Annotated in this window: 17 protein-coding genes and 1 pseudogene; 11 read left to right on the forward strand and 7 right to left on the reverse strand. The window is 62.8% G+C overall.

From position 1 onward, the window contains the following. Window positions 1–97: 97 nt before the first annotated feature. Both FJ423_RS24585 and FJ423_RS24590 read left to right on the forward strand, forming a co-directional pair. A complete protein-coding gene (locus tag FJ423_RS24585; RefSeq protein ID WP_140845619.1) occupies window positions 98–1,267 on the forward strand; it encodes a glycosyltransferase in 1,170 nt (389 codons plus the stop codon). Further along, entirely contained in the window at window positions 1,264–2,730 is a 1,467-nt protein-coding gene (locus FJ423_RS24590) for a lipopolysaccharide biosynthesis protein (protein ID WP_140845620.1), read from the forward strand. The genes FJ423_RS24585 and FJ423_RS24590 overlap by 4 nt, the downstream gene beginning before the upstream one ends. On the opposite strand, the gene FJ423_RS24595 is transcribed toward FJ423_RS24590, so the two are convergent. Then, window positions 2,632–4,002, reverse strand: coding sequence for a polysaccharide pyruvyl transferase family protein (locus FJ423_RS24595; protein WP_140845621.1), 1,371 nt, complete (start codon window positions 4,000–4,002; stop codon window positions 2,632–2,634). The two genes, FJ423_RS24590 and FJ423_RS24595, sit on opposite strands and share 99 nt — an antisense overlap. A 278-nt stretch (window positions 4,003–4,280) precedes the next feature. Here FJ423_RS24595 and FJ423_RS24600 point away from each other — a divergent pair, with 278 nt between their 5' ends. The 6 genes from FJ423_RS24600 to FJ423_RS24625 all read left to right on the forward strand — a co-directional run bounded on the left by FJ423_RS24600 (window position 4,281) and on the right by FJ423_RS24625 (window position 11,854). Next, complete coding sequence (locus FJ423_RS24600) at window positions 4,281–5,453, forward strand: glycosyltransferase family 4 protein (RefSeq protein ID WP_140845622.1); 1,173 nt, start codon at window positions 4,281–4,283, stop codon at window positions 5,451–5,453. 26 nt (window positions 5,454–5,479) lie between these two features. After that, window positions 5,480–6,469: a glycosyltransferase family 2 protein gene (locus tag FJ423_RS24605; protein ID WP_140845646.1), complete on the forward strand. Its 990-nt coding sequence runs from the start codon at window positions 5,480–5,482 to the stop codon at window positions 6,467–6,469. Beyond that, on the forward strand, window positions 6,469–7,404 hold the full coding sequence (locus FJ423_RS24610) for a glycosyltransferase family 2 protein (RefSeq protein WP_140845623.1): 936 nt from the start codon (window positions 6,469–6,471) through the stop codon (window positions 7,402–7,404). Before FJ423_RS24605 ends, FJ423_RS24610 begins: the two co-directional genes overlap by 1 nt. Next, a complete protein-coding gene (locus FJ423_RS24615) occupies window positions 7,394–8,380 on the forward strand; it encodes a glycosyltransferase family 2 protein (protein ID WP_140845624.1) in 987 nt (328 codons plus the stop codon). Before FJ423_RS24610 ends, FJ423_RS24615 begins: the two co-directional genes overlap by 11 nt. A gap of 28 nt (window positions 8,381–8,408) precedes the next feature. Beyond that, the gene (gene galU / locus FJ423_RS24620) at window positions 8,409–9,305 is read left to right on the forward strand and encodes a UTP--glucose-1-phosphate uridylyltransferase GalU (RefSeq protein WP_140845625.1); all 897 of its coding nucleotides are present in this window, start codon (window positions 8,409–8,411) and stop codon (window positions 9,303–9,305) included. A gap of 167 nt (window positions 9,306–9,472) precedes the next feature. Beyond that, window positions 9,473–11,854 (forward strand): polysaccharide biosynthesis tyrosine autokinase, encoded by a 2,382-nt coding sequence (locus FJ423_RS24625; protein WP_140845626.1) that lies wholly within the window; start codon window positions 9,473–9,475, stop codon window positions 11,852–11,854. 62 nt (window positions 11,855–11,916) lie between these two features. Here FJ423_RS24625 and FJ423_RS24630 read toward each other — a convergent pair whose 3' ends face one another. The 4 genes and pseudogenes from FJ423_RS24630 to FJ423_RS24645 form a co-directional block, all read right to left on the reverse strand. Beyond that, window positions 11,917–12,630: a metallophosphoesterase gene (locus tag FJ423_RS24630; protein ID WP_224545094.1), complete on the reverse strand. Its 714-nt coding sequence runs from the start codon at window positions 12,628–12,630 to the stop codon at window positions 11,917–11,919. Between the two features lie 150 nt (window positions 12,631–12,780). Continuing rightward, window positions 12,781–13,002: pseudogene (locus tag FJ423_RS24635) on the reverse strand (acyltransferase); the annotation flags it as partial. Window positions 13,003–13,202: 200 nt separating this feature from the next. Beyond that, complete coding sequence (locus FJ423_RS24640) at window positions 13,203–15,110, reverse strand: propionyl-CoA synthetase (protein ID WP_140845628.1); 1,908 nt, start codon at window positions 15,108–15,110, stop codon at window positions 13,203–13,205. Between the two features lie 513 nt (window positions 15,111–15,623). Continuing rightward, the gene (locus FJ423_RS24645; RefSeq protein WP_181174889.1) at window positions 15,624–16,301 is read right to left on the reverse strand and encodes an outer membrane protein; all 678 of its coding nucleotides are present in this window, start codon (window positions 16,299–16,301) and stop codon (window positions 15,624–15,626) included. A gap of 229 nt (window positions 16,302–16,530) precedes the next feature. Between FJ423_RS24645 and FJ423_RS24650 the strand changes: the two genes are divergently transcribed. Genes FJ423_RS24650 through FJ423_RS24660 form a run of 3 tightly spaced genes read left to right on the forward strand, consistent with a single transcriptional unit; the run spans window position 16,531 to window position 18,226 of the window. Beyond that, window positions 16,531–16,818, forward strand: a complete 288-nt coding sequence (locus tag FJ423_RS24650) for a PqqD family protein (RefSeq protein WP_095766141.1) — start codon at window positions 16,531–16,533, stop codon at window positions 16,816–16,818. Beyond that, window positions 16,818–17,249 (forward strand): lasso peptide biosynthesis B2 protein, encoded by a 432-nt coding sequence (locus tag FJ423_RS24655; protein ID WP_140845630.1) that lies wholly within the window; start codon window positions 16,818–16,820, stop codon window positions 17,247–17,249. The genes FJ423_RS24650 and FJ423_RS24655 overlap by 1 nt, the downstream gene beginning before the upstream one ends. Next, window positions 17,246–18,226 (forward strand): serine kinase, encoded by a 981-nt coding sequence (locus FJ423_RS24660; protein WP_140845631.1) that lies wholly within the window; start codon window positions 17,246–17,248, stop codon window positions 18,224–18,226. Before FJ423_RS24655 ends, FJ423_RS24660 begins: the two co-directional genes overlap by 4 nt. A 7-nt stretch (window positions 18,227–18,233) precedes the next feature. On the opposite strand, the gene FJ423_RS24665 is transcribed toward FJ423_RS24660, so the two are convergent. After that, window positions 18,234–19,217: a formyltransferase family protein gene (locus tag FJ423_RS24665; protein WP_181174890.1), complete on the reverse strand. Its 984-nt coding sequence runs from the start codon at window positions 19,215–19,217 to the stop codon at window positions 18,234–18,236. Between the two features lie 7 nt (window positions 19,218–19,224). Next, window positions 19,225–20,250, reverse strand: coding sequence for a nucleotidyltransferase family protein (locus tag FJ423_RS24670; RefSeq protein ID WP_140845633.1), 1,026 nt, complete (start codon window positions 20,248–20,250; stop codon window positions 19,225–19,227). Window positions 20,251–20,352 lie beyond the last annotated feature (102 nt).

Raw genomic sequence — 20,352 nt, forward strand, 5'->3', positions numbered from 1 at the left:
GCAATAGGTTGGGCCGACAGGAGTCGAAGTTCATGCCGCATGCGTCAGGCCCTGCCGGCGATGTTTCCAGCCTGATCTGGGCGAGAACATCCTGCCGATGAGGATTTGCTTCGTAGTCGACAAATTTCCCACTCTGTCCGAGACATTCGTGCTCGATCAGATTGCCGGATGCCTTGAAAGGGGAATGAAAGTCAGCGTCGTCTGCAACGAGATGGCTTTTGGCAAGGATAGCAATGTGGACGATGCACGTTGGCAGACATTGCCCGGCCCTGTCGTTTCCTGGTGGGGTGGCCTGAATCGCTACCGCTCACTGCTCCGGAAATGGTCCGGCAGATTTTGGGACAAGCTTTCGACCTTCATCGACCTGGCCAACGCACAAAAGCTGCGAAACGTCGATGTGATCGTGGCGCATTTTGGCCATAACGGCCTGCGCGTCGCCCGCGTCATGAAGCGGCGCAGGATTTCCGCGCCTTTGGTAACCATATTCCATGGCACCGATGTCGGCAGGCCGTTGCATGACGACACCCTGGACCAGTACAGGCCCGTTTTCGAACAAGGGGCTCTCCAGCTCCCTGTGAATGCATTCTTCCGTCAGGCCCTGATCGATGCCGGTGCCGCGCCGGCACAAGTCGCGGTTCACCACATGGGCATTCGCCCAAGCGAGATCGAATATCGCTGGCGCTCCTGGCAGGGACATACGCTGTCTTTCATCTCGGTCTGCCGGCTGACCGAGAAAAAGGGAACCGAATATGCGCTTCGCGCCCTCGCTTGCCTGCCGCACCGCGATTGGACCTATTCGGTGATCGGCGGCGGGGAATTGTTGGAGGAATTGAAGCTTACCGCCGTCGACCTCGGTATTGCCGACAGGGTGACCTTCCTCGGACCGCGTCCGCACGGCGAGGTGAAGCAGCGCCTGCGCGATGCCCATGTCTTCCTTCTGCCAAGCGTCGCCGGGCGAAACGGCGATCTGGAAGGAATACCGGTTGCACTCATGGAGGCGATGGCTGGCGGCTTGATCGCTGTCAGCACCTACCATTCGGGAATTCCGGAGCTGATCGAGGATCGCAAGACTGGCTTCCTCGTGCCCGAAAGGGACGTCGCCGCGCTTGCCGGCAAACTCACCTGGATCGCCGAGAACCCGGGCCTGTGCGAGCCGATAGCGCTTGCCGCTCGAAGGAAGGTCGAGGCCGATTTCAATGCCGATACCTTGAATGAACGCTTTGCGCAGATCGTCGCGCGGCTAGGGGAGACCGGATCCGTCACATGAATGCCAATCCGCCGCCCCCGCAATTTGGTCGCGTTGCCTTGCGCGGCGGGCTGGTCACAGCCGGCGCGCAAGGCTTCAAGATAGCGATCCAGTTCCTTTCGGTCGTCATCCTTGCCCGACTGCTCGTCCCCGAGGATTTCGGCCTGGTGGCTTCCGTGGGACCGATCGTGGCCTTCGTCGGCCTGCTTCAGGATCTGGGCCTCCAGCAGGCGGTCATCCAGCGCAAGGAGATCGATCAACGGCAACTCAACCAGGTCTTCTGGCTGAGCGCGGTTGTCGGCCTGTGCGCCGGGGCGGTCGTGGCTTGCCTGGCCCCCGCCATTGCCGCTTTCTACGGCGATCAGCGAATGTGGGGGATAACACTTGCTTCCGCCGTGCCGCTGCTTTTTGGCAGTCTTGCCGCGGTGCCGCTTGCCCTGATGAACCGCCATCTGCAATTCGGCCAGCTTGCGTTCAACGACGCAATCACCGCGGCCGTAGGGCTGCTCGCTACCGCAACCGCGGCGTATTTAGGGCTTGGCTATTGGTCTCTGGTTTTGGGTCCAGCTGTGTCAGCCGTCGTAGCGCTGGTTGCCGGCTGGTTGGTGACGCGCTGGACGCCGTCTTGGCCGAATCTGAAGGTCGACGCCGACATATTCAGGTTCGGGGCGAACCTTACGGGCTTCAACCTTGTCAATTTTCTGTCTCGCAACCTCGACAACATCCTCATCGGAAAATATTCCGGCGCGGTCGAGCTGGGCTACTATGATCGCGCCTACAAGCTTCTGCTGTTTCCGCTGCAGAACATCAACCAGCCGCTGACGCGTATCATGGTGCCGCTGCTCAGCCGCATCCATGAGGACAAGCAACGATTTCGAGACATCTATGTCCGGACAAACTGGCTGCTGGCCGTCATCACCATGCCCGGCATTGCGACTTTGACACTGACTTCGGAGCAGGTGGTCAGGCTTCTCTTCGGCGAGCGTTGGATGGCCGTGGCGCCGATTTTCGCCTGGCTGGGCATCGCCGGCCTGATGCAGTCCGTATCGAGCACCACGGGGTGGATATTCATCTGCCAGGGCAAGACGAAGACGATGTTTCATTGGGGCATCTATTCGTCTTTGACGACCGTCGCCTCCTTCATCGTCGGCCTGCATTGGGGTGCCATCGGCGTCGCGGCGGCCTATGCCATCAGCGGTTACGTGCTGCGTATCCCGGTGCTTGCCGCCCTGATCCATCGTGTCGGCCCGGTGACCGCTGGCGATTTTCTGGGCATACAGGGGCTCTTCATCGTCTCGTCCCTGCTCGCCTGGCTCTCGTATCTGTCGCTGCCGGCGCTGCTGACCAATCAGTCGGACCTGCTCACGATCCTGGTGGCGGTCGTCCTAAACTACGGGTTCGCCTTGGCCCTCATGCTTGCTGTTCCGCAGTCGCGCAAGGCGTTGTTCGCCACTCTTGCCAACGTCGCCAGCAACATTGGGTGAGCGGTTGCCTATCAAGGAGGACAACGGCCTGGTTGCCGACATTGCCGACGCATGCTCTTCCAGCACGGCCTCGAGGCTTGCCCGGCGATAGTGGTCAAGACTGGCGATGAATCTGCCGAGTTTTTCGGCTGCTTCCGACGGCGTTACGGTATCGATGTCGAGCAGAAGGTCGTCGACACCGATGCGCTTGGCGACTTCCTTGGTTTTGAATTCATAGGCGATCGGCAGCACCGGCGTGCCGACGCAAAGCGACATGATCATCATATGCATGCGCGTGGCGACGACGAAGTCGCAATCCTTCACCAGCGCCATCAATTGGTCGGGCGTATGAAATGCGGCGTCGACATTGACGTGTTCGGCGATTTCCGGGTCGAGTTCGGCCACGATCGCCCGCGCAGTCCTGGCGTCGTCATGGGCATATTCCGGCACACCCTGGCAGGTTGAGATGAAGGTCACCTGCTTGCCGTGGTCCCTGACAAGAATTGTGGCGATCTCCCGGATCGAATCGAGATAGCGGCGCATGCCATCCTCACCGTCGCTGACGAAGCTCCAGTGGCGGACGGAAATAGCGACTCGGCCGGTCGGCGCCGGTGCGCTGCCGAGATGTTTCTTGATCCTGTCGGTATCAGCCAGGGCAAAGACGGCATCGGCGACCACATGGCATTTGCCGGGGTCTTTCACCAGATCCAGTATGTGATTTCTGGATCGCTCGTCACGCAGCAGGATGAGCGGAGCCCGATCGAAGATCGGACCTAGCTCCTGGCGATTGTAGCTTTTCTTGAACGGGCCGAGCGATTGCGTGAAGAAGATCGGGTCCTTGCCCAAGATCGCATCGATGCGGAATTGATTGAGCCGCTTTTCAAGATCGTAGTTCTCGACGAGATAGGTTCCGCCTGTCGTGACCACCAGGTCGGCGCTCGCATAGGCCTCAAGGCCGTGGCGGTCGCTTCTGCTGAAGAACACGCTGCTGGCGCCGTTTTGGGCAAAGCGGCGCAAGGCGCGCAAGACTCCCCGATTGTAGATCGACTTGAGCCGGCCCTTTATCCCGCCGCCATGCTGATCCCTGAACAGGGATTCCGACAGCAGCTTGTGGAATTCGAGATCCGGGTAATCTTTCTTCGGGTAAAGCCTGGCCGCGACGTCGGGCTGACTGTCGAAAACCAGGAACTGCACATCGCCGCCGACGATTGATCTGAGAATATGGCGGATAGCCAAAAGGATCGCGGCATCGCCAGTGTTCAGACACACTGTGTTTTCGATCACGACTTTCATGGGGAACCTCGTTTCGCGTCCGTGGCCAGGCCACAGCGGTTAAACGGCATGTTTGCCGGAGTGCTGCCACGCGATCCGCGTCGCGATCTGGCGTGCTGCTCCGCGCTGATAGCCAACGCGAAATCCGGATCGACGCCAAGCAGGCTGAGAGTAGCCTATGATTTTTGCAGTGCAACAAAAAATGTGCGGGCGCTTGCTACGCCGCACCAAAATTGTTGCGATGCAGCAAAAGCTGTACTAGCATCCCCGATGGGTGGGCCCAACAGCGGTCGAGTTACATGCTGCATGTCTTGTACCTTGTGCATGACGTATCCGACCCGGCGGTGCGCCGGAGAATACAGATGCTCAAGGCAGGCGGCGCCAGGGTTACCCTGGCGGGCTTCCGCCGCACCACCAGCCCGGTCGCCGAGATCGAAGGCATCGAGCCTGTCGACCTTGGCGCGACGCGCGACGGCCGATTCGCGCAGCGCATCGGCGCTGTCGCCAAGGCAGCCATATCGATCGGCGCGAAGCTGGGCGCCGTGCCCAAGCCTGATCTCATCATCGCGCGCAACCTCGAAATGCTGGCGCTGGCCCGCCGCGCCAACGGCGCGCTCGGGGCGAGCGTGCCGATCGTCTATGAATGCCTCGATATCCATCGCCTGGTGCTGCGCGACGACTTCGTCGGCAGGACGCTGCGTGGCGCCGAACGCCATCTCGCGCGCGACGTGAAGCTTCTGGTGACGAGCTCGCCGGCCTTCATCGCCAATTACTTCGAGCCTTTCGGGCAGATCGTCGCACCTGTCGAGCTGATAGAGAACAAATATTTCGAGGCAGCATCCGTTGTCGCCGCGCATTCTGTCGAGGACGACAGCCCGTTGCCGCCGCCCTGGCGTATCGGCTGGTTCGGCGCGTTGCGCTGCCGCCGCTCGCTGGAGCTGCTGGCCGATTTCACCCGCCGGCAGGCGGGCCGTTTCGAAGTCGTGCTCAGGGGCCGTCCGGCGCTGTCCGAATTTCCGGACTTTCACGGTTTCGTCGAGGCCGAGCCGTGGCTTTCCTTCCGCGGCCCCTACCGCAATCCGGAGGACATGGCAGCCATCTACGGTGAGGTGCATTTCTCCTGGGCGATCGATTTTTTCGAGGCCGGCCAGAATTCCGAATGGCTGCTTCCCAACCGCCTCTACGAGGGCTGCCGCTTCGGCGCCGTGCCGATCTCCATGGCGGACACCGAAACAGGCAAGTTCCTGAAGCAGCGGGATATCGGCGTGCTCCTGCCCGAAGCGACGCCCGAAAGCCTCGAGGCGATGCTGAGCCGGATGGATCAAGATGAATATCGCGGCCTGAGGTCGCGCGTGTCGGCGCGCAATCCGAAGACCTGGAGCTACGACCGCAGCGACTGCGCGGCCTTCGTCGACAAGCTGCGCGGCCTCGCCGCCATGCCTTCGGCTTTTGCGACACAGGCGGCCGCGTGATGGCGCAACAGGGCGAACAAAAACCGATGGCGCAGTCCGCCTCATCGATCCTGATCGTCATTCCCTGCCTCAACGAGGCCGCCCATATCGGCGGCCTGCTCGACCAATTGCGGCCCGCGGCGGCCCGGCTCGGCGGCCGCATCGTCGTCGCCGACGGCGGCAGCGCCGACGGCACGCAAGCCATCGTCGAAAAAATCGTGGCGAAGGATCCCCGGGTTATCCTGCTCGCCAATCCGAAGCGCCTCCAGAGCGCCGCCATCAATCTCGCGGTGGCGGCCCTTGGCGAAGGCGTCGACTACCTCATCCGCATCGACGCGCATGGCGGCTATCCGGACGACTACTGCGACCGGCTGGTGGAGGAAGCCCTCGCCACCGGCGCTGATTCGGTCGTCGTTTCGATGCTGACCGCCGGCACCGGGGCCGTGCAGAAGGCGGTCGCGGCGGCGCAGAATTCCAAGCTCGGCACCGGCGGCTCGAAGCACCGGCACATGTCCGAAGGCGAATGGGTCGACCACGGCCACCACGCGCTGATGCGCATCGCCGCCTTCAGGCATGTCGGCGGTTACGACGAGAGCTTCAGCCACAATGAGGACGCCGAGCTCGACTACCGGCTCCGCCAGGCGGGCTACCGCATCTGGATGAGCGGCAGGACACAGATGGTCTACTATCCGCGCTCGACGCTGAAGAGCCTCTATTTCCAGTATCTCGGCTATGGCCGCGGTCGCGCCAGGAACGTGCTGAAGCACCGCATGGTGCCGAAGGTTCGGCAGATGATTCCGCTGCTGGTTGCGCCCGTGGTGCTGCTCGCCCTGTTTTCCTTCGTCCACTGGCTGGCGGCGCTGCCGTTCCTCTTATGGGCCGCGGTGTGCCTCGGTTACGGCCTGGTGACGGCGATACGCCAGCGCAACCCAGGCATAGCGCTCGCCGGCGTCTCGGCGATGGTCATGCATTTCGGCTGGTCGGCCGGCTTCTGGCAGCAGCTGTTGGCGTCTCGATTGCAGCGTAAGGTGGCGTGATGGCCGGCCGCTCGATCGACATCTGCATCTGCACTTTCCGTCGGCCGGAGCTGGCCGACACGCTGCGCTCCGTCGCCGCGCTGGAGAAGCCGGCGGGAGCCGAGATTGGCATCGTCGTTGCCGACAATGACGATGAGCCCGGCGCGCAGAAGCTGGTGAAAGCATTGGCCGAGGAATTGAAGCTGCCGGTCCGCTATCGTCACGCGCCGGCGCGCAACATCTCGATTGCCCGCAACGCCTGTCTCGACGCCAGCGTGTCGGACTTCGTTGCCTTCATCGATGACGACGAGACGGCGTCGCCCCGCTGGCTGGTCGAATTGATGGCGGCGGCCGATGCCACGGGCGCTGCGGCGGTGCTCGGTCCGGTGCGGGCGCATTACCGCCCCGACGCGCCGGACTGGATGCAGAAGGGCGACTTCCATTCCACCTTGCCGGTCTGGGTGCGCGGCGAGATCCGTACCGGCTACACCTGCAACGTCTTGCTCAAAATGGCCGACGCGAGCCTTTGCGGCCGACGCTTCAGCCTGGCGCGCGGCCAGACCGGCGGCGAGGACACCGAGTTTTTCGATGCCATGGTCAAGGCCGGCGGCCGCATCGCCTTTGCTCCGCAAGCCTTCGTCGACGAGGTCGTGCCGCGTGCCAGGGCCGCGTTCGACTGGCTGCGCCGCCGCCGCTTCCGCTTCGGCCAGACGCATGGCCACCTGATAGGACACGGCGCCGGCGGGTTGCGTCGCGCCGGTCAGGTCGGGCTCGCTTCGGCCAAGGCTGCCTACTGCTTCGGTATGGCTATTTTGACCGCCATCAGCCCGGTGCAGCGGAACCGCAGCGTGCTGCGCGGCATTATGCACGTTGGTGTCGTCAGCGGTTTGGTCGGCGTCCGTGAAATCCGCCAATACGGCCTCACGTCGCCAGAAGGGAACAAGCGTGCAGCCTGACGTCAGCTTCGTCATCGCCGCCTACAACGCCGAGGCGACTCTCGACCGCGCCATCGCCGGCGCGATCGCGCAACTCGGCGTGACCGTCGAGGTCATCGTCGTCGACGACCAGTCGAGCGACGGCACGCTGGATGTGGCGCGTGCTTATCCGCAAGATGTCGTCAAGGTGGTGGCGCTGCCCGCCAATCGCGGTCCGGGCGGCGCCCGCAATGCCGGCCTCGACCTGGCGCGCGGCCGCTGGGTGGCGGTGCTCGATTCCGACGACGCGGTCCTTCCCGGTCGCCTTGCCATGATGATCTCACGCGCCGAAGCGGCGGGCGCTCAGATTGCGGTCGACAATGTGCAGATCGTGCGCGAGGACGGCACGCCCGAAGACACCATGTTCCCGGCCGGCTATCTCGAAGGCTTCCGCGAAATCTCGTTGGCCGACTACATCGCCGGCAATCTGGTCTTCGAATCGCGCTTCAATTTCGGCTATCTCAAGCCGATCTTCCAGCGCCGGTTCCTCAACGACAACAAGCTGCGCTACGACGAGAGGCTGCGCATCGGCGAGGATTACATTCTGCTCGCAAGCGCGCTGGCCAGCGGCGGCCGTTGCGTGGTCGAGCCGACCGTCGGTTATGCCTACCACATCCGCACCGGCTCGATCTCGCGCGTGCTCGAACTGCATCACGTTGAGGCGATGACGCGCGCCGATGCCCTGTTCGCGGCGGCATATCCCATGGACAGCGACGCAAAGGCGGCTTTCGCAAGGCGTGGCCGCAGCCTGCGCAAGGCGGCGTCGTTCCTGTCCCTGGTTCAGCACATCAAGGCACGCGCCCCGCTCAAGGCGATCGGCGCGGCGCTCAGGGATCCGGCCGCCATCGGGCATATGTCGATGCCGATCGCGGTTCGGCTCAGAAGGCTTGCGGCGCAAATTCGCCGTGGGCGTGGGGAGATTAAGCATGCGGGCGATTTGATAGCCGGCGACAGGTAGAAATCTTTTCTCTCAGAAGGAAGAGCAGATGCAGAAAGTCAGGAAGGCAGTCATCCCGGTGGCGGGGCTCGGAACGCGGTTCCTGCCGGCGACCAAGTCGATGCCGAAGGAGATGCTGCCCGTCGTCGACAAGCCTGTCGTGCAATATGCCGTCGACGAGGCGTTCGAAGCCGGCATCGAGCACATCGTCTTCGTCACCGGCCGCAACAAGGCGGTCATCGAGGACTATTTCGACCTGCATCCTGAACTGATCGGCACGCTGGAGCAGACCGGCAAGAAAGCGCAGCTCGAAGCGCTGGAAAGCCTGCTGCCGGAGGCCGGCGCCACCTCCTTCATCCGTCAGCAGTCGCCGCAGGGCCTCGGCCACGCCGTATGGTGCGCGCGCGAGGTGATCGGCAATGAGCCTTTCGCGCTGCTGCTTCCCGACATGGTGTCCTTCGGCGCGCGCGGCTGCCTCGCCGAGACGGTCGATCTCTATCAGCGGACCGGCGGCAATGTGATCGCCGTCGAGCGCTGCGACCCGGCCGAAACCAGCAAATACGGCATTGTCGGCCGCGGCGCCGACGTGGCATCCGGCTTCGAAGTGACGGCGATGGTCGAAAAACCCGCGCCGGCCCATGCGCCGTCGAATTTCTACATCAATGGTCGCTACGTTCTGCAGCCGGAGATCTTTGCCCTGCTCGGCAATCAGCAACGCGGCGCCGGCAATGAAATCCAGCTCACCGACGCCATGGTCCGGCTGGCCCAAAGCCAGTCTTTTTACGCCCGGCCTTTCGACGGCCGCATGTTCGACTGCGGCTCCAAGGAGGGCTTCATCGAGGCCACCATCGCTTTCGCCCTGGCGCGCGACGACATGAAGGGCCCTGTCTTCGAGATGCTGCAGCAATTTGTCCGGTCGCATGAGCGCCGAGAAGTGGCCGCATAATGCCCATCTTTCGGGTGCATATGCGGTTTCGCGATGGCGCGACAGCCACACCAGCGCCCGGGCCTTCCGGCCCGGCGCATCCTGGCAGCAACGTTGCGCGGTCTTTTCTGGTCACGACGCCGATCTACCAAGGCCGATAGCGCCTGCAACCTGGAATTGGACCGAAGATGAACTATGCCACCTTCCCCCTCGACAAGAGGATGCCGTTGCCCAGCACCGATCCGGAAAAGGGTGAAGACTTCATCGATATCGAGCGTCTGCTTGGCATGGCCGCCCGACAGGCCAAGGTGGTGGCGGTCTGCGCCATTATCGGTCTGTGCCTGGGCGTCATCTATCTGCAGACTACACCCAAGCAGTATACGGCGGTCGCCAGCGTTTTGATTGATGAAGGGCTGAACAAGGTCGTTGACGACATCTCGGCTGCGAGCGCCACGGTGCAAACGGACGCGACGATTCTCAGCCAGATAGAGGTTCTCAACTCGGCACGGCTGGCGTCTGTGGTGGTCGACAAGCTGAAGCTCGATCAAAACCCGGACTTCATGAGCCCGCCGCAGTCGGCTTTGGCCAAAGGTGTGGGGTTCCTGCGCAGTATTGTCGGCTATTTCCGCGGCAGCTCGGCAAACGAGCTCCCCGGCATCGAGAATGTCGACGCCGCGACGCGCGAAGCCATGATCAAGACCGCGACCCACGACTACGCGGTTCTCATGCTGCAGACCGGGTTGATGGCGGATCGCGTCGGCCGTGCCAACGTCATCAGCATCGGTTATCAGTCGACAAATCCGGCACTCGCCACGGCCATCACCAAGGCCTACGCCGACGCCTATCTGGCCGACCAGCTCAACGCCAGCTTCGACGCCACCGAGCGCGCGGCCTTGTGGCTGCAGGGCCGGCTCACGGAGTTGCGTGAGAGCTCTCAGCGGGCAGCCCTGGCCGTCGAGAAGTTCAGGGCCGAACATGGATTGTCTGCCAACAGTGACGGCCAGCTCCTGAGCGACAAGCAACTCGCCGATCTCAACGCACAGCTCATCGTCGCCCAGGCCGATACCGCCAGAGCCAGCGCCCGCTATCAGCAATACAAGGCGATCGTCGAAAGCGGTTCCGAAAGCGCCTTCAACGATTCGGCCATCGGCGCCGACCAGCCGAGCAGCTCGGTCATCATCGCGCTCAAGACCCGCTATCTGGCCATTGCCAAGCGTCTGCAGGACATCGAGACTAATTTCGGCAAGGATCACCCGCAAGCGGTCGCGCTGGCCAAGGAAAAGGCCGATGTCTCGGCGCAGATCTTCGGCCAGTTGAAACAGCTCACCGAAAGCTACCGCAACGATTTCGAGGTGGCGCAGGCGCGCGAAACGGCTTTGCGCGACAAGATTTCCACCGCCGCCGGCAAGAGCTCGATCGACAACCAGTCGCAGGTCAAGCTCAAGGAGCTCGACCAGCAGGCACAGGCGCTCACCACGCTCTATCAGACCTTCCTCAGCCGCTATGAGGAAGCTTCGCAGCAGCAATCCTTCCCGGTCGGCAAGGTCCGCATCATTTCCGACGCGACGATGCCGCTCGCGGCTTCCAGCCCGCGCACCTTGCGCGTGCTGGCGCTCTCGCTGGTGCTCGGCCTGATGCTTGGCGCCGGCTTCGGCGGCCTCAATGAGTTCAACGAGCGTTTCTTCAGGACGGGCGAGGACGTTCGCGACCGCGTCGGCCTGAAATTCCTCGGCTATCTGCCGACGATCGGCGGCGGCAAGGCCAAGGATACCAAAGCCGACGACCTGCCGGCCGACGGCAAGGTGGCCAGCCTCTCTGCGGCTGAGAGACGGGCGCGCATGCGCGTCAGCATCGACGCCCCGGCTTCGATGTTCGCCGAGACGCTGCGTAACGCCAAGATCGCCTTCGACGTGGTGATGGAAGACCGCAGCAGCCGGGTCATCGGCGTCATTTCGGTGCTGCCTGGGGAAGGCAAGTCGACAGTGGCCGCGAACCTCGCCGGCCTGCTCGCGGCCAACGGTGCCAAGACCTTGCTCATCGACGGCGACCTGCGCAATCCGGGCCTGAGCCGCAGCCTCGGCATGGAGGCCGAGCAGGGCCTGATGGAAGCGGTGGTCAACGGCCAGAGCTGGCAGTCGGTCGGCAAGGTCGACCGCCAGACCAAGCTGGCGATCATTCCCGCCGTGCTGCGTGGCCAGTTCTCGCACACCAGCGAGCTTCTGGGCTCGGCCGGCATGCGGCGCTTCGTCGAAAACGCCAAGGAGACGTTCGAATACATCATCGTCGACCTGCCGCCGCTCGGACCCGTCGTCGACGCCAAGGCCTTCGCGCCGCTGGTTGACGGCTTTGTGCTGGTCACCGAATGGGGCCGCACGCCCCGCAACATGGTGCGCTCGATGCTGGAATCCGAGCCTTATATCGCCAATAAGGTGATCGGCGCAGTGCTCAACAAGGTCGATCTGAAGAAGCTGGCGAAATACGGCTCGCTCGGCGGCTCGGAAAGATTCTTCGACCGCTATTCGAGCTACTATCTGGAAAAATCGGAGCAGCGTCCCAAGCAGGCCGCCTGAGGCGTGGTTCCGTTCGGAAAGACAGAGATCGGGGGCGGTTCAGCCTAGGAGCGTGAACCGTCCTAATCCCTCGAAGACAGCAGCCGGCCGTATTTGCCGACGATCCTAAGCGCCGTCAGTCGTCCCGTTTGAAAGGCGCCGGTGTCGATGTCGAGCCGGCGTCCATCGAGTGACGGAACATCCACGATCGTGTGTCCGTGCACCACCCAGCGGTCGAGACGGTGCGCCGCCTGGAAGAACTCCTCGCGGATGTTGAGCAGATCGCCCTCGTCCTGCGCCTCGAGCGCGACGCCGGGACGGATGCCGGCATGCACGAAGACGAAATGCTCGGAGCAGACCATCGCCGGCAGCGTGCGCAGGAAGTCGACATGGCTGGCTGGAATGGCCTCGCGTATGCGCGCATCCGCCTGCTCGCTCGAACCGTAGAGGCTCATCAGCCGGTCAGGGTCAACGCCGTAGGAGAACAGGGTTTCGCGGCCGCCATAGCCGAGCCAGGTTTCGCGCGAGAGATGACCGTCCAGATAGAGGAGCAGCGCGACTTCATGATTTCCCACGAGGCAGATGCGCTGGAAGCCCTTCGGCGGCGGCGCCATCAGATGGTCGATCACGCGCCGCGAATGCGGCCCGCGGTCGATATAGTCGCCCAGCATGATGATGATCTTGCGACCGCTGAAGCGCTGCGCATCGATCTGGATCTTTTGCTCCAGCGCGCGCAGTTCGTCGTGGCAGCCATGCACGTCGCCGATTGCGTAGACGACCATGTCGCGCATGTCCATGACGAGGCGCTCGCGTGGCGCGGGTCGAGGGCGTCTCGATCGTTGGAAAAGGTTCACGGATTGAGGCTCGGCTACTTGCACTGATCTGCGCCTCGATATCATGCCGAATGCAAACAATTCCACACCGGCGCGCGATCGGCAGTCGCGTCGTCAGGCGGGGTTCAACCGATAGCGAAACAGCGTGTGGTCCAAGAGCAGCCGGATGCGCGGCTCGGCCTCGGTCGCGATCAGCCAGCTTACCGCGATCATGGCCGCGCCGACGACATCATGGATGAGATAGAGCGGATAGGTCATCAGCCCGATCCGCCGCCAGCCGGGCCAGGAAAGGTCGAGGCGCAGCGACAATGCCATCAGCGCGACAGCCGCCAGATAGTGACAGAACATCACCATGACGGCAGCCGGGAATCGCAGTATGTCGACACCGCCGAATGTCGTCTTGTGCTGGGCCATGCCGTGCCTCCGGTATGGCCCCCCTACGCAAACTTTAAAGTTTATTGCTGCGCTGCACAATAAGCGATTGCAGTGCGGTACAAATTGGTAAATTGATCCTTAACGCGGTCGTCTGCCGGCGACTACACCCTGATGCCGCGGCCCTTCAGCGCCGCCGTGATCTCGTCCAGGATCGCCGGATCGTCGATCGTCGCCGGCATGGTCCATTCCTCCTTGTCGGCGATCTTCTGCATCGTGCCGCGTAGGATCTTGCCGGAGCGGGTCTTGGGCAGCCGCTTGATCGTCACCACGGTCTTGAAGGCCGCAACCGGGCCGATCCGCTCGCGCACCAGCCCGACAACCTCACTTTCGATCGTGCCGCTATCGCGCGACACGCCGGCATTGAGCACGACGAAGCCGAGCGGCACCTGGCCCTTCATGGCATCGGCAATGCCAATGACCGCGCATTCGGCGACATCGGGATGAGCCGCCAGCACCTCTTCCATGGCGCCGGTCGAGAGCCGGTGGCCGGCGACGTTGATAATGTCATCGGTGCGGGCCATCACATAGAGGTAGCCGTCCTCGTCCATCATGCCGGCGTCAGCCGTCTTGTAGTAGCCGGGGAACTCCTCGAGGTAAGCCTGGCGGAAACGGGCGTCGGCGTTCCACAGCGTCGGCAGGCAGCCGGCGGGCAGCGGCAGCTTGACCACGACATTGCCGAGCGTGCCGCGCGCCACCTCGTGGCCGGCATCGTCGAGGATGCAAATGTCGTAGCCCGGCATCGGCACGCCGGGTGAGCCGTATTTCACCGGCAAAAGCCCGAGCCCCGCCGGATTGATCGTCATCGGCGAGCCGGTCTCGGTCTGCCACCAATGGTCGATGACGGGACGGTCGAGCTTCTGCTCCGCCCATTTGATCGTTTCCGGGTCGGCGCGCTCGCCGGCAAGGAACAGCGTGCGGAACTTCGACAGGTCGTATTTCGGCACGAACTCGCCCTTGGGATCCTGCCCCTTGATGGCGCGGAACGCGGTCGGCGCGGTGAACAGCGCCACCACGCCATGCTCAGAGATCACCCGCCAGTAGGTGCCGGCGTCCGGCGTGCCGATCGGCTTGCCTTCGAACAGCACGCTGGTGCAGCCATGCAGAAGCGGTCCGTAGACGATATAGGAATGGCCGACCACCCAGCCGACATCGGAAGCCGCCCAGAACACCTCGCCCGGCTTGACGCCGAACTCGTTGTCCATGGTCCATTTCAGCGCGACCATGTGGCCGCCATTGTCGCGCACGATGCCTTTCGGCTGCCCGGTCGTCCCGGAGGTGTAGATGATGTAGAGCGGGTCGGTGGCTAAAACCGGCACGCAGTCGACATTGGCGCCGGCGGCGCGTTCGCGCGCAACCGCATCGGCATAGTCGAAGTCGTAATTGTCGTGCATCTCGCAGCGCAGCTGCTCGCGCTGCAGGATGAGGCAGGCGTCCGGCTTGTGCTTCGACATCTCAATCGCCTTGTCGAGCAGCGGCTTGTAGGCGACGACGCGGCCTGGCTCCAGGCCGCAGGAGGCGGTGATGATCAGCTTCGGCTTGGCGTCGTCGATGCGGGTGGCGAGCTCGTGCGAGGCGAAGCCGCCGAACACCACCGAATGCACGGCGCCGATGCGGGAGCAGGCGAGCATGGCGACGGCCGCCTCCGCCACCATCGGCATATAGATGATGACGCGGTCGCCCTTGCCGATGCCGCGATGCCTCAGCACCGACGCCAACGCGACCACCTCGCGCTTTAGCTCCGCATAGGTGAATTTCCGCACTGTGCCGGTGATCGCGCTGTCATGGATCAGCGCCAACTGGTCGGCGCGGCCACCGGCGACATGGCGGTCGATGGCGTTGAAGCAGGTGTTGCAGGTGGCGCCGGTGAACCAGCGTCCATAAACGCCGGCTTCCGGATCAAAGACCTTTTCGGCCGGCCTATACCAGTCGATCGCCTTCGCCGCCTCGGCCCAGAACCCTATGGGGTCGCGTTTCCAGCTCTCATAGACTTCGCGGTAGCGTGAGGCCATCGACTTTCCTCCCCAGGAACATTCCATCGTCTGGCCATAGCCTAAGCCGCTTCTCGCGGCCATGTCTCCCTGCATTTTGATCGACGTTGCTCGTCAAAGTTCCCCAGCGGCGTTTCGCTTGGAGCGCCGTTCTGCCGGTCGCGGATTGAAAGCCGGCTTAGAGCGGCAGTGCCGCCAGCATCAGCCCGACGCCGCCGGCGATCAGAATGGCGGCCGCCAATGCCTTGCGATGACGCTCGAAAGCCGTCGGAGCCCGATCCCAATTGTAACGCATGGCACTATCTCCCCAAAAAACCCCGGCGACTTCACAGCTTATTTAGGAAAGAAATGCAATCCCCGCTTTTGGTCAGCTAGACAACATTCGATGATTGTCGTTTTGCGGCCATAGAGACGCTGAAGTCGCACTCCGTCGATTCCGTCAAAAGACAAAAGCCAGCTTGGCTGAGCCCAGCAGGCTTCCCTTTTTTGATTGCGAAATACACAGCAATAAGTAGCGTCACGTGTTGTGGACCCTCAGAACTTGTAGGCGATGCCGATCCGAACGTCGTTAGTGGATAGATCAACATTCCAGTCCGTCCAGACTGGGTCGACGATGTGCTTATCGCCGAAGTCTGTGTAACGATACTCGACCCGCAACACTATATGCTCGCTCATCGCATAGTCCACACCGGCGCCTAAGGTCCAGCCGGTGAAGGTATTGGTATGAGAGTAGGGAACTCCTGCGGCTGTTTGGAAGTTCTCGTAGCGGCCGACGGCCAGCCCGCCTGTCACAAAAGGCAGGAATTGGCCTGCTGCATAGCCAAGCCGCCCGCGTAGCGAGCCAGTCCACTTGAGGTCGGATCCATAACTGAAGGTTGGATCGTCCACACCAGCACTGATACCGCGAACGCCCTTCGAGTCGATATCCGAAAAATTGAAGTCGCCTTCGACGCCCAGAACGACGCCGTTCGAAAGCTGATAGTTGTAGCCGGCATATAAGCCGCCGAGCCAGCCCTTCGGATCGAGCGGTACGTTGTAGTCGATGCCGTCGAAATCTTGGGTGGAATTGCCCCAGCCATAACCGGCATCAGCGCCGACATAAATACCCGACCAATTATAGACGGCAGTGTCTTGCGGCGCGAAGACGTCGGCAGCAAACGAAGTGTGAGCAAACCCCACCAGGAAAGTTGAAGAAAGGATGAGCCTTTTCATAGATGCCCCAAATCCGAAGAATGCCAACGTCGAATACCATAGCCATCGCTTTTTGGTCATCGAAAGAACACCTTTTTGTCGCGATTTGGTCAGGATTGTTGCCGGATTGCCACAAGCTGTCCGATGCATCCGCACAGGCTGCCAACTCCTGACGGCACCATGCGGCAATGGACAGCACTGCCTTGTCGCGCTACTTGCTCTGCGGCATTCTTGCTGGACTGGAGGGCGCATGGCTGAAATCGGCTCTGAAACGGTGCTGCGCATGGCGGACGATGCGTCCGTGCAGCATGTCGGCGATGGCGCGGTCGTGCTTTTGGCGCGCAGCGGCCAGCTTTACACCTGCAACGACACGACCGAGGCTTTTCTCGACAAGGTGAACGGCGCGCGCAAGCTCGACCAGATCGTCGATCTGCTGTCGGAGGAATTCGAGGTCGACAAGGCAACGCTCGATCAGGATATGGCCGAATTGGCCGCCGAGCTGGTGGCTGAAGGCATTCTCGCCGACCCGGACGCGTGATGGCCGACGGACCGGTCCTGCGCGCCCTGTTCCGCGTCCATTTGTGGCTCAGCGCCCGGCTGATGCCGGTGCTGGTCGGCCGGCGCGATTTCGAAAGCGTGTTGAAACTGGCGCCGCTGCAGTCGCCCGCACCCTATCGCGACTTGCCCTGGACCTACATCGTCCATCGCGTCAAGCGGACGGTGCGACGCCCCTGGCTGATGCGCGACCGCAGATGCCTTCGCGAAGGTCTGCTCGGCTTCCGCTTTCTGCGCATGGCCGGTCTTAAACCAGAGCTGCGTTTCGGCGTCGACGCCAGGTCGATGCACGAGCCTCGCCTGTCGGCGCATTGCTGGGTCTGCCTCGACGGCAAGCCAGTGGTGAGTGACAGCCAGCCCGGCATGGTGGAGATCTACCGCCACCCGGCCAGCATGAAGGCGCCAGCCGCTTGAGCGACCAGACCTTCCGCTATGATCTCAACGGCCAAGTCATAGGCATCACCGCCGCGCGTGCCGACCTGTGGCCGAGCTTCGACCTGATGCTCGGCGCCCTGCGTATGAACGAGCCTGTCCAGCCCGGTTTTCGCGTCAACATTGTCGAAACGCTTCAGTTGCACGAAAACCCCGAAGGAAAGCTGGCTTTCGACGGCGACGTGCCGCTGGACGGCCATTGCCGCATGATCGACGCCGGAAGCGTCTTCCATCTCGTCTTTCCGGGCCAGCAGGCGCTGTCGATCCACGACGGCGAGGGCCGGGCCGAAATCCGTCTTCATCCCGCCAGCAAGATCAAGTGGACTTTGCTGATGATGGTGCTGGATGCAGCACTCGATGCGGACGGCCAGCATATGCTGCACACTGCGGGTCTCACCTTGCCTGGAAAGGACGGCCTGGTTCTCATCCATGCGCCAAGCGGTACGGGCAAGTCGACGACCTCGCTGGCGCTTGCGTCCCGGGGCTTCGGCCTTTGCTCGGACGACGTGATGATCCTCAACGCAACGGCGCAAGACATCACGGCCTGGGGCATGCCGCGCCGGGTGAAGGTCCACCGCAACACCGCGGCGATGCTGCCCTTCGTCGCGCCTTGCCTCGGCGAAAACTGGGACGCCGAGGGCGAGCAATCCGTTCCGCTGGACCGCCTCGGCGACATCATCCGCGTCGAGGATGTGCGCGCCAGGCCCGTCACAGCGCTCCTGCACCTTGCACGCTCGGCAGACGCCGAGACCCGGCTGCTGCCGATGGCCAGGACAGACGCCATGGTGGCTTTGGCAACCGACAATGTAAGGACCGGCATGACCGGCCTGCTGTCGCTGCAGAAAAGGCGCATGGCGACGATCGCGGCGCTGGTGAAGGCGGTGCCGACCTTCACGCTGGAAGTCGGGGCAAGTCCGGCCGAGGCGGCGGAGTTGATCCAGGCTGCGCTGCCAAGTTGACGCGTGCTCAGTCCTTCGCGCCGAAACGCCGGATGTCGAGGGATGGCTGCTCTCGACCGCGGTGGCGAGGTTTTGACTGCCAACGCAAGAACAGCCGGGACAGCTTGTTGTAGACCAGATGCACGACGCGCGCGTCGGCGCAGTCGAATTCCACAAGTCCCCGTCGGCATTTCGCGGCTTCGCCGCTGGGTGGTCCCAGGCGGCGGATCGGCTGAGCGAGCCGGACCGGTCTGCCATTGATCAGGACACTGACCGGAACACTCGACCCGACGATCCGGCATAGCCGCGCGACATGCTCGCTTGAAAATTGTTTGCCGACGATAAACGGGCCGCGCTCGATGCGCGCCCAGACATAGGCCCCATCCGGCTGGGGCATTCCGGCAAGCCTGCCCCTGCAAAACTCAGGCGCAACATCCGTCGCGAGCACAGCCATTGCGTTGGCCAGGGCCTGGTTCACCGTTGCGGCCGAACGCCAATCCTCTGCTGCAAAGCTAACCTGCGCCAAGATATCGCCCGCATCGAAGCCGGATGTCATCTTGTGCAAGGTCACGCCGCCATGGGCTTCATGCATCTGGTCGATAATTAGCCGGTGCATTGGATGCGGGCCGCGATAGTGCGGCAGAAGCGCGGGATGCAGGTTGAGGCCGCCCTTCGGAAACAGCTCCAGCACGGTTTGCGGGATCAGTTTGCCGTATCCGAAACAGATCAAAAGATCGGCGCGGGCCGCGCTGAGCCGCGGCCCAAGCGCATCCCAGTCATGGGGCGGGCTGAATTCGATCAATGGAGGCATGGCGTGGCCGAGATGAGACCTCAACGCAAACCGTCGCCGCAGGCGGCGGCGCAGGACACTGAAGCTGAAGCGCTTGCCGGCAAGTGGGCCCGGCACGACCACGGCAGCAACGCGATGGCCGTTATTTGCCCAGCGCGCAAGCATGGGCGCAGTGACGGACGAAATCTCGGTGATGAATACGGCCGAGAGCGGGTTCTCCATGCCGAGCTCAGACTGGATACGGTCGCGGCCGCGCCAGCCTCTGCACCCAGCGGAAGGCATCGCGGCTGAGGCGCGAGCGCAGCTTTTCGCGGGAATTGACCCGAAGCAGCATGTTGCCGGTGATCAGCCATTTGGCCAACCGTATCGAGAGGTCCGGCTTGATGCGGTCGGCAAGCTCGATCGCGCGCGGCGCGTCGAACAGGCGTCCGGTGACGTTGAGGACTGTGGCCAGCTCGAGCTCGATGCCGGTCATGCGGGCGGCATCGAGCAGCCGCGCTTCCTCTTGAGACGATTTCAGCGCCCGCACCGCCTGCAGCACGTCGACGCAGAGCTGCAGGCGGTGGAACTTGTGGCCGCCGGCCGCATGCACGATGGCGATGGTGAGCAGCGCGGCCGGCGTGTCGGTTTCGCCGCCGTCGATCGCCTGCAACTCGCGAAAGCCAAGCGACAGGCGTCTGCGCATGCCGGTGTCGTGCACCAGATTGCCATGCAATTCGATGAGCAGGCTGGAGTTCTCTTTCTCCAGCCATTTGAATTCCTGCAGTTCATGCGACGCGGCCTCGTCGCTGCCGAGCTCGAAGCCGCATTCGCCGATGGTCTTGTTGGCCTCCTCGATGCTGGCGGGGTCGACGAGAATGTCGATGTCGGTGAAGGGACGGTCCGCAATCTGGCTGTAAAGCTTGCGCGCGAACACCGGCCCCTTGACGATCCTGGCCGGCACGCCCCTTGCAGCCAGCGCTTTCATGATGCGGTCGCCATGGTACTGCAGCAGCATCGATTGGCCGGTCGCCATCGTCGCCTCGTCGCGCAACTCCGACAGTCTCCGCTGCAGGGTTGCGTCCTGCGGCAGTCGGGCGTCACCGATCTCCCTGAGTTTGCGCAGCATGATCGGCAACACGCCGTGGAACTCCGCGTTGGCGAGCAGCGCCAGCAGGGTTGCTGCCGCAAGGCCATCGCCAATGGCGGCCGATGCCTCTGGGTCGGCGAAGGTCAGCAGCAGTTTTTCATCGGCAGGCGCAAGAGAAGGCAGCATCAACCCGGACGGCGTTCGAATGATAGCAACAAGCCATGCTTACAGAAAAGCACACTGGAAACCAGTGCGCGGCGGCAAAGCCGGCTTGTGAGTTTGACTTTC

Origin of the sequence: Mesorhizobium sp. B2-8-9, assembly GCF_006439475.1 — a bacterium.
Classification (GTDB): Bacteria; Pseudomonadota; Alphaproteobacteria; order Rhizobiales; family Rhizobiaceae; genus Mesorhizobium.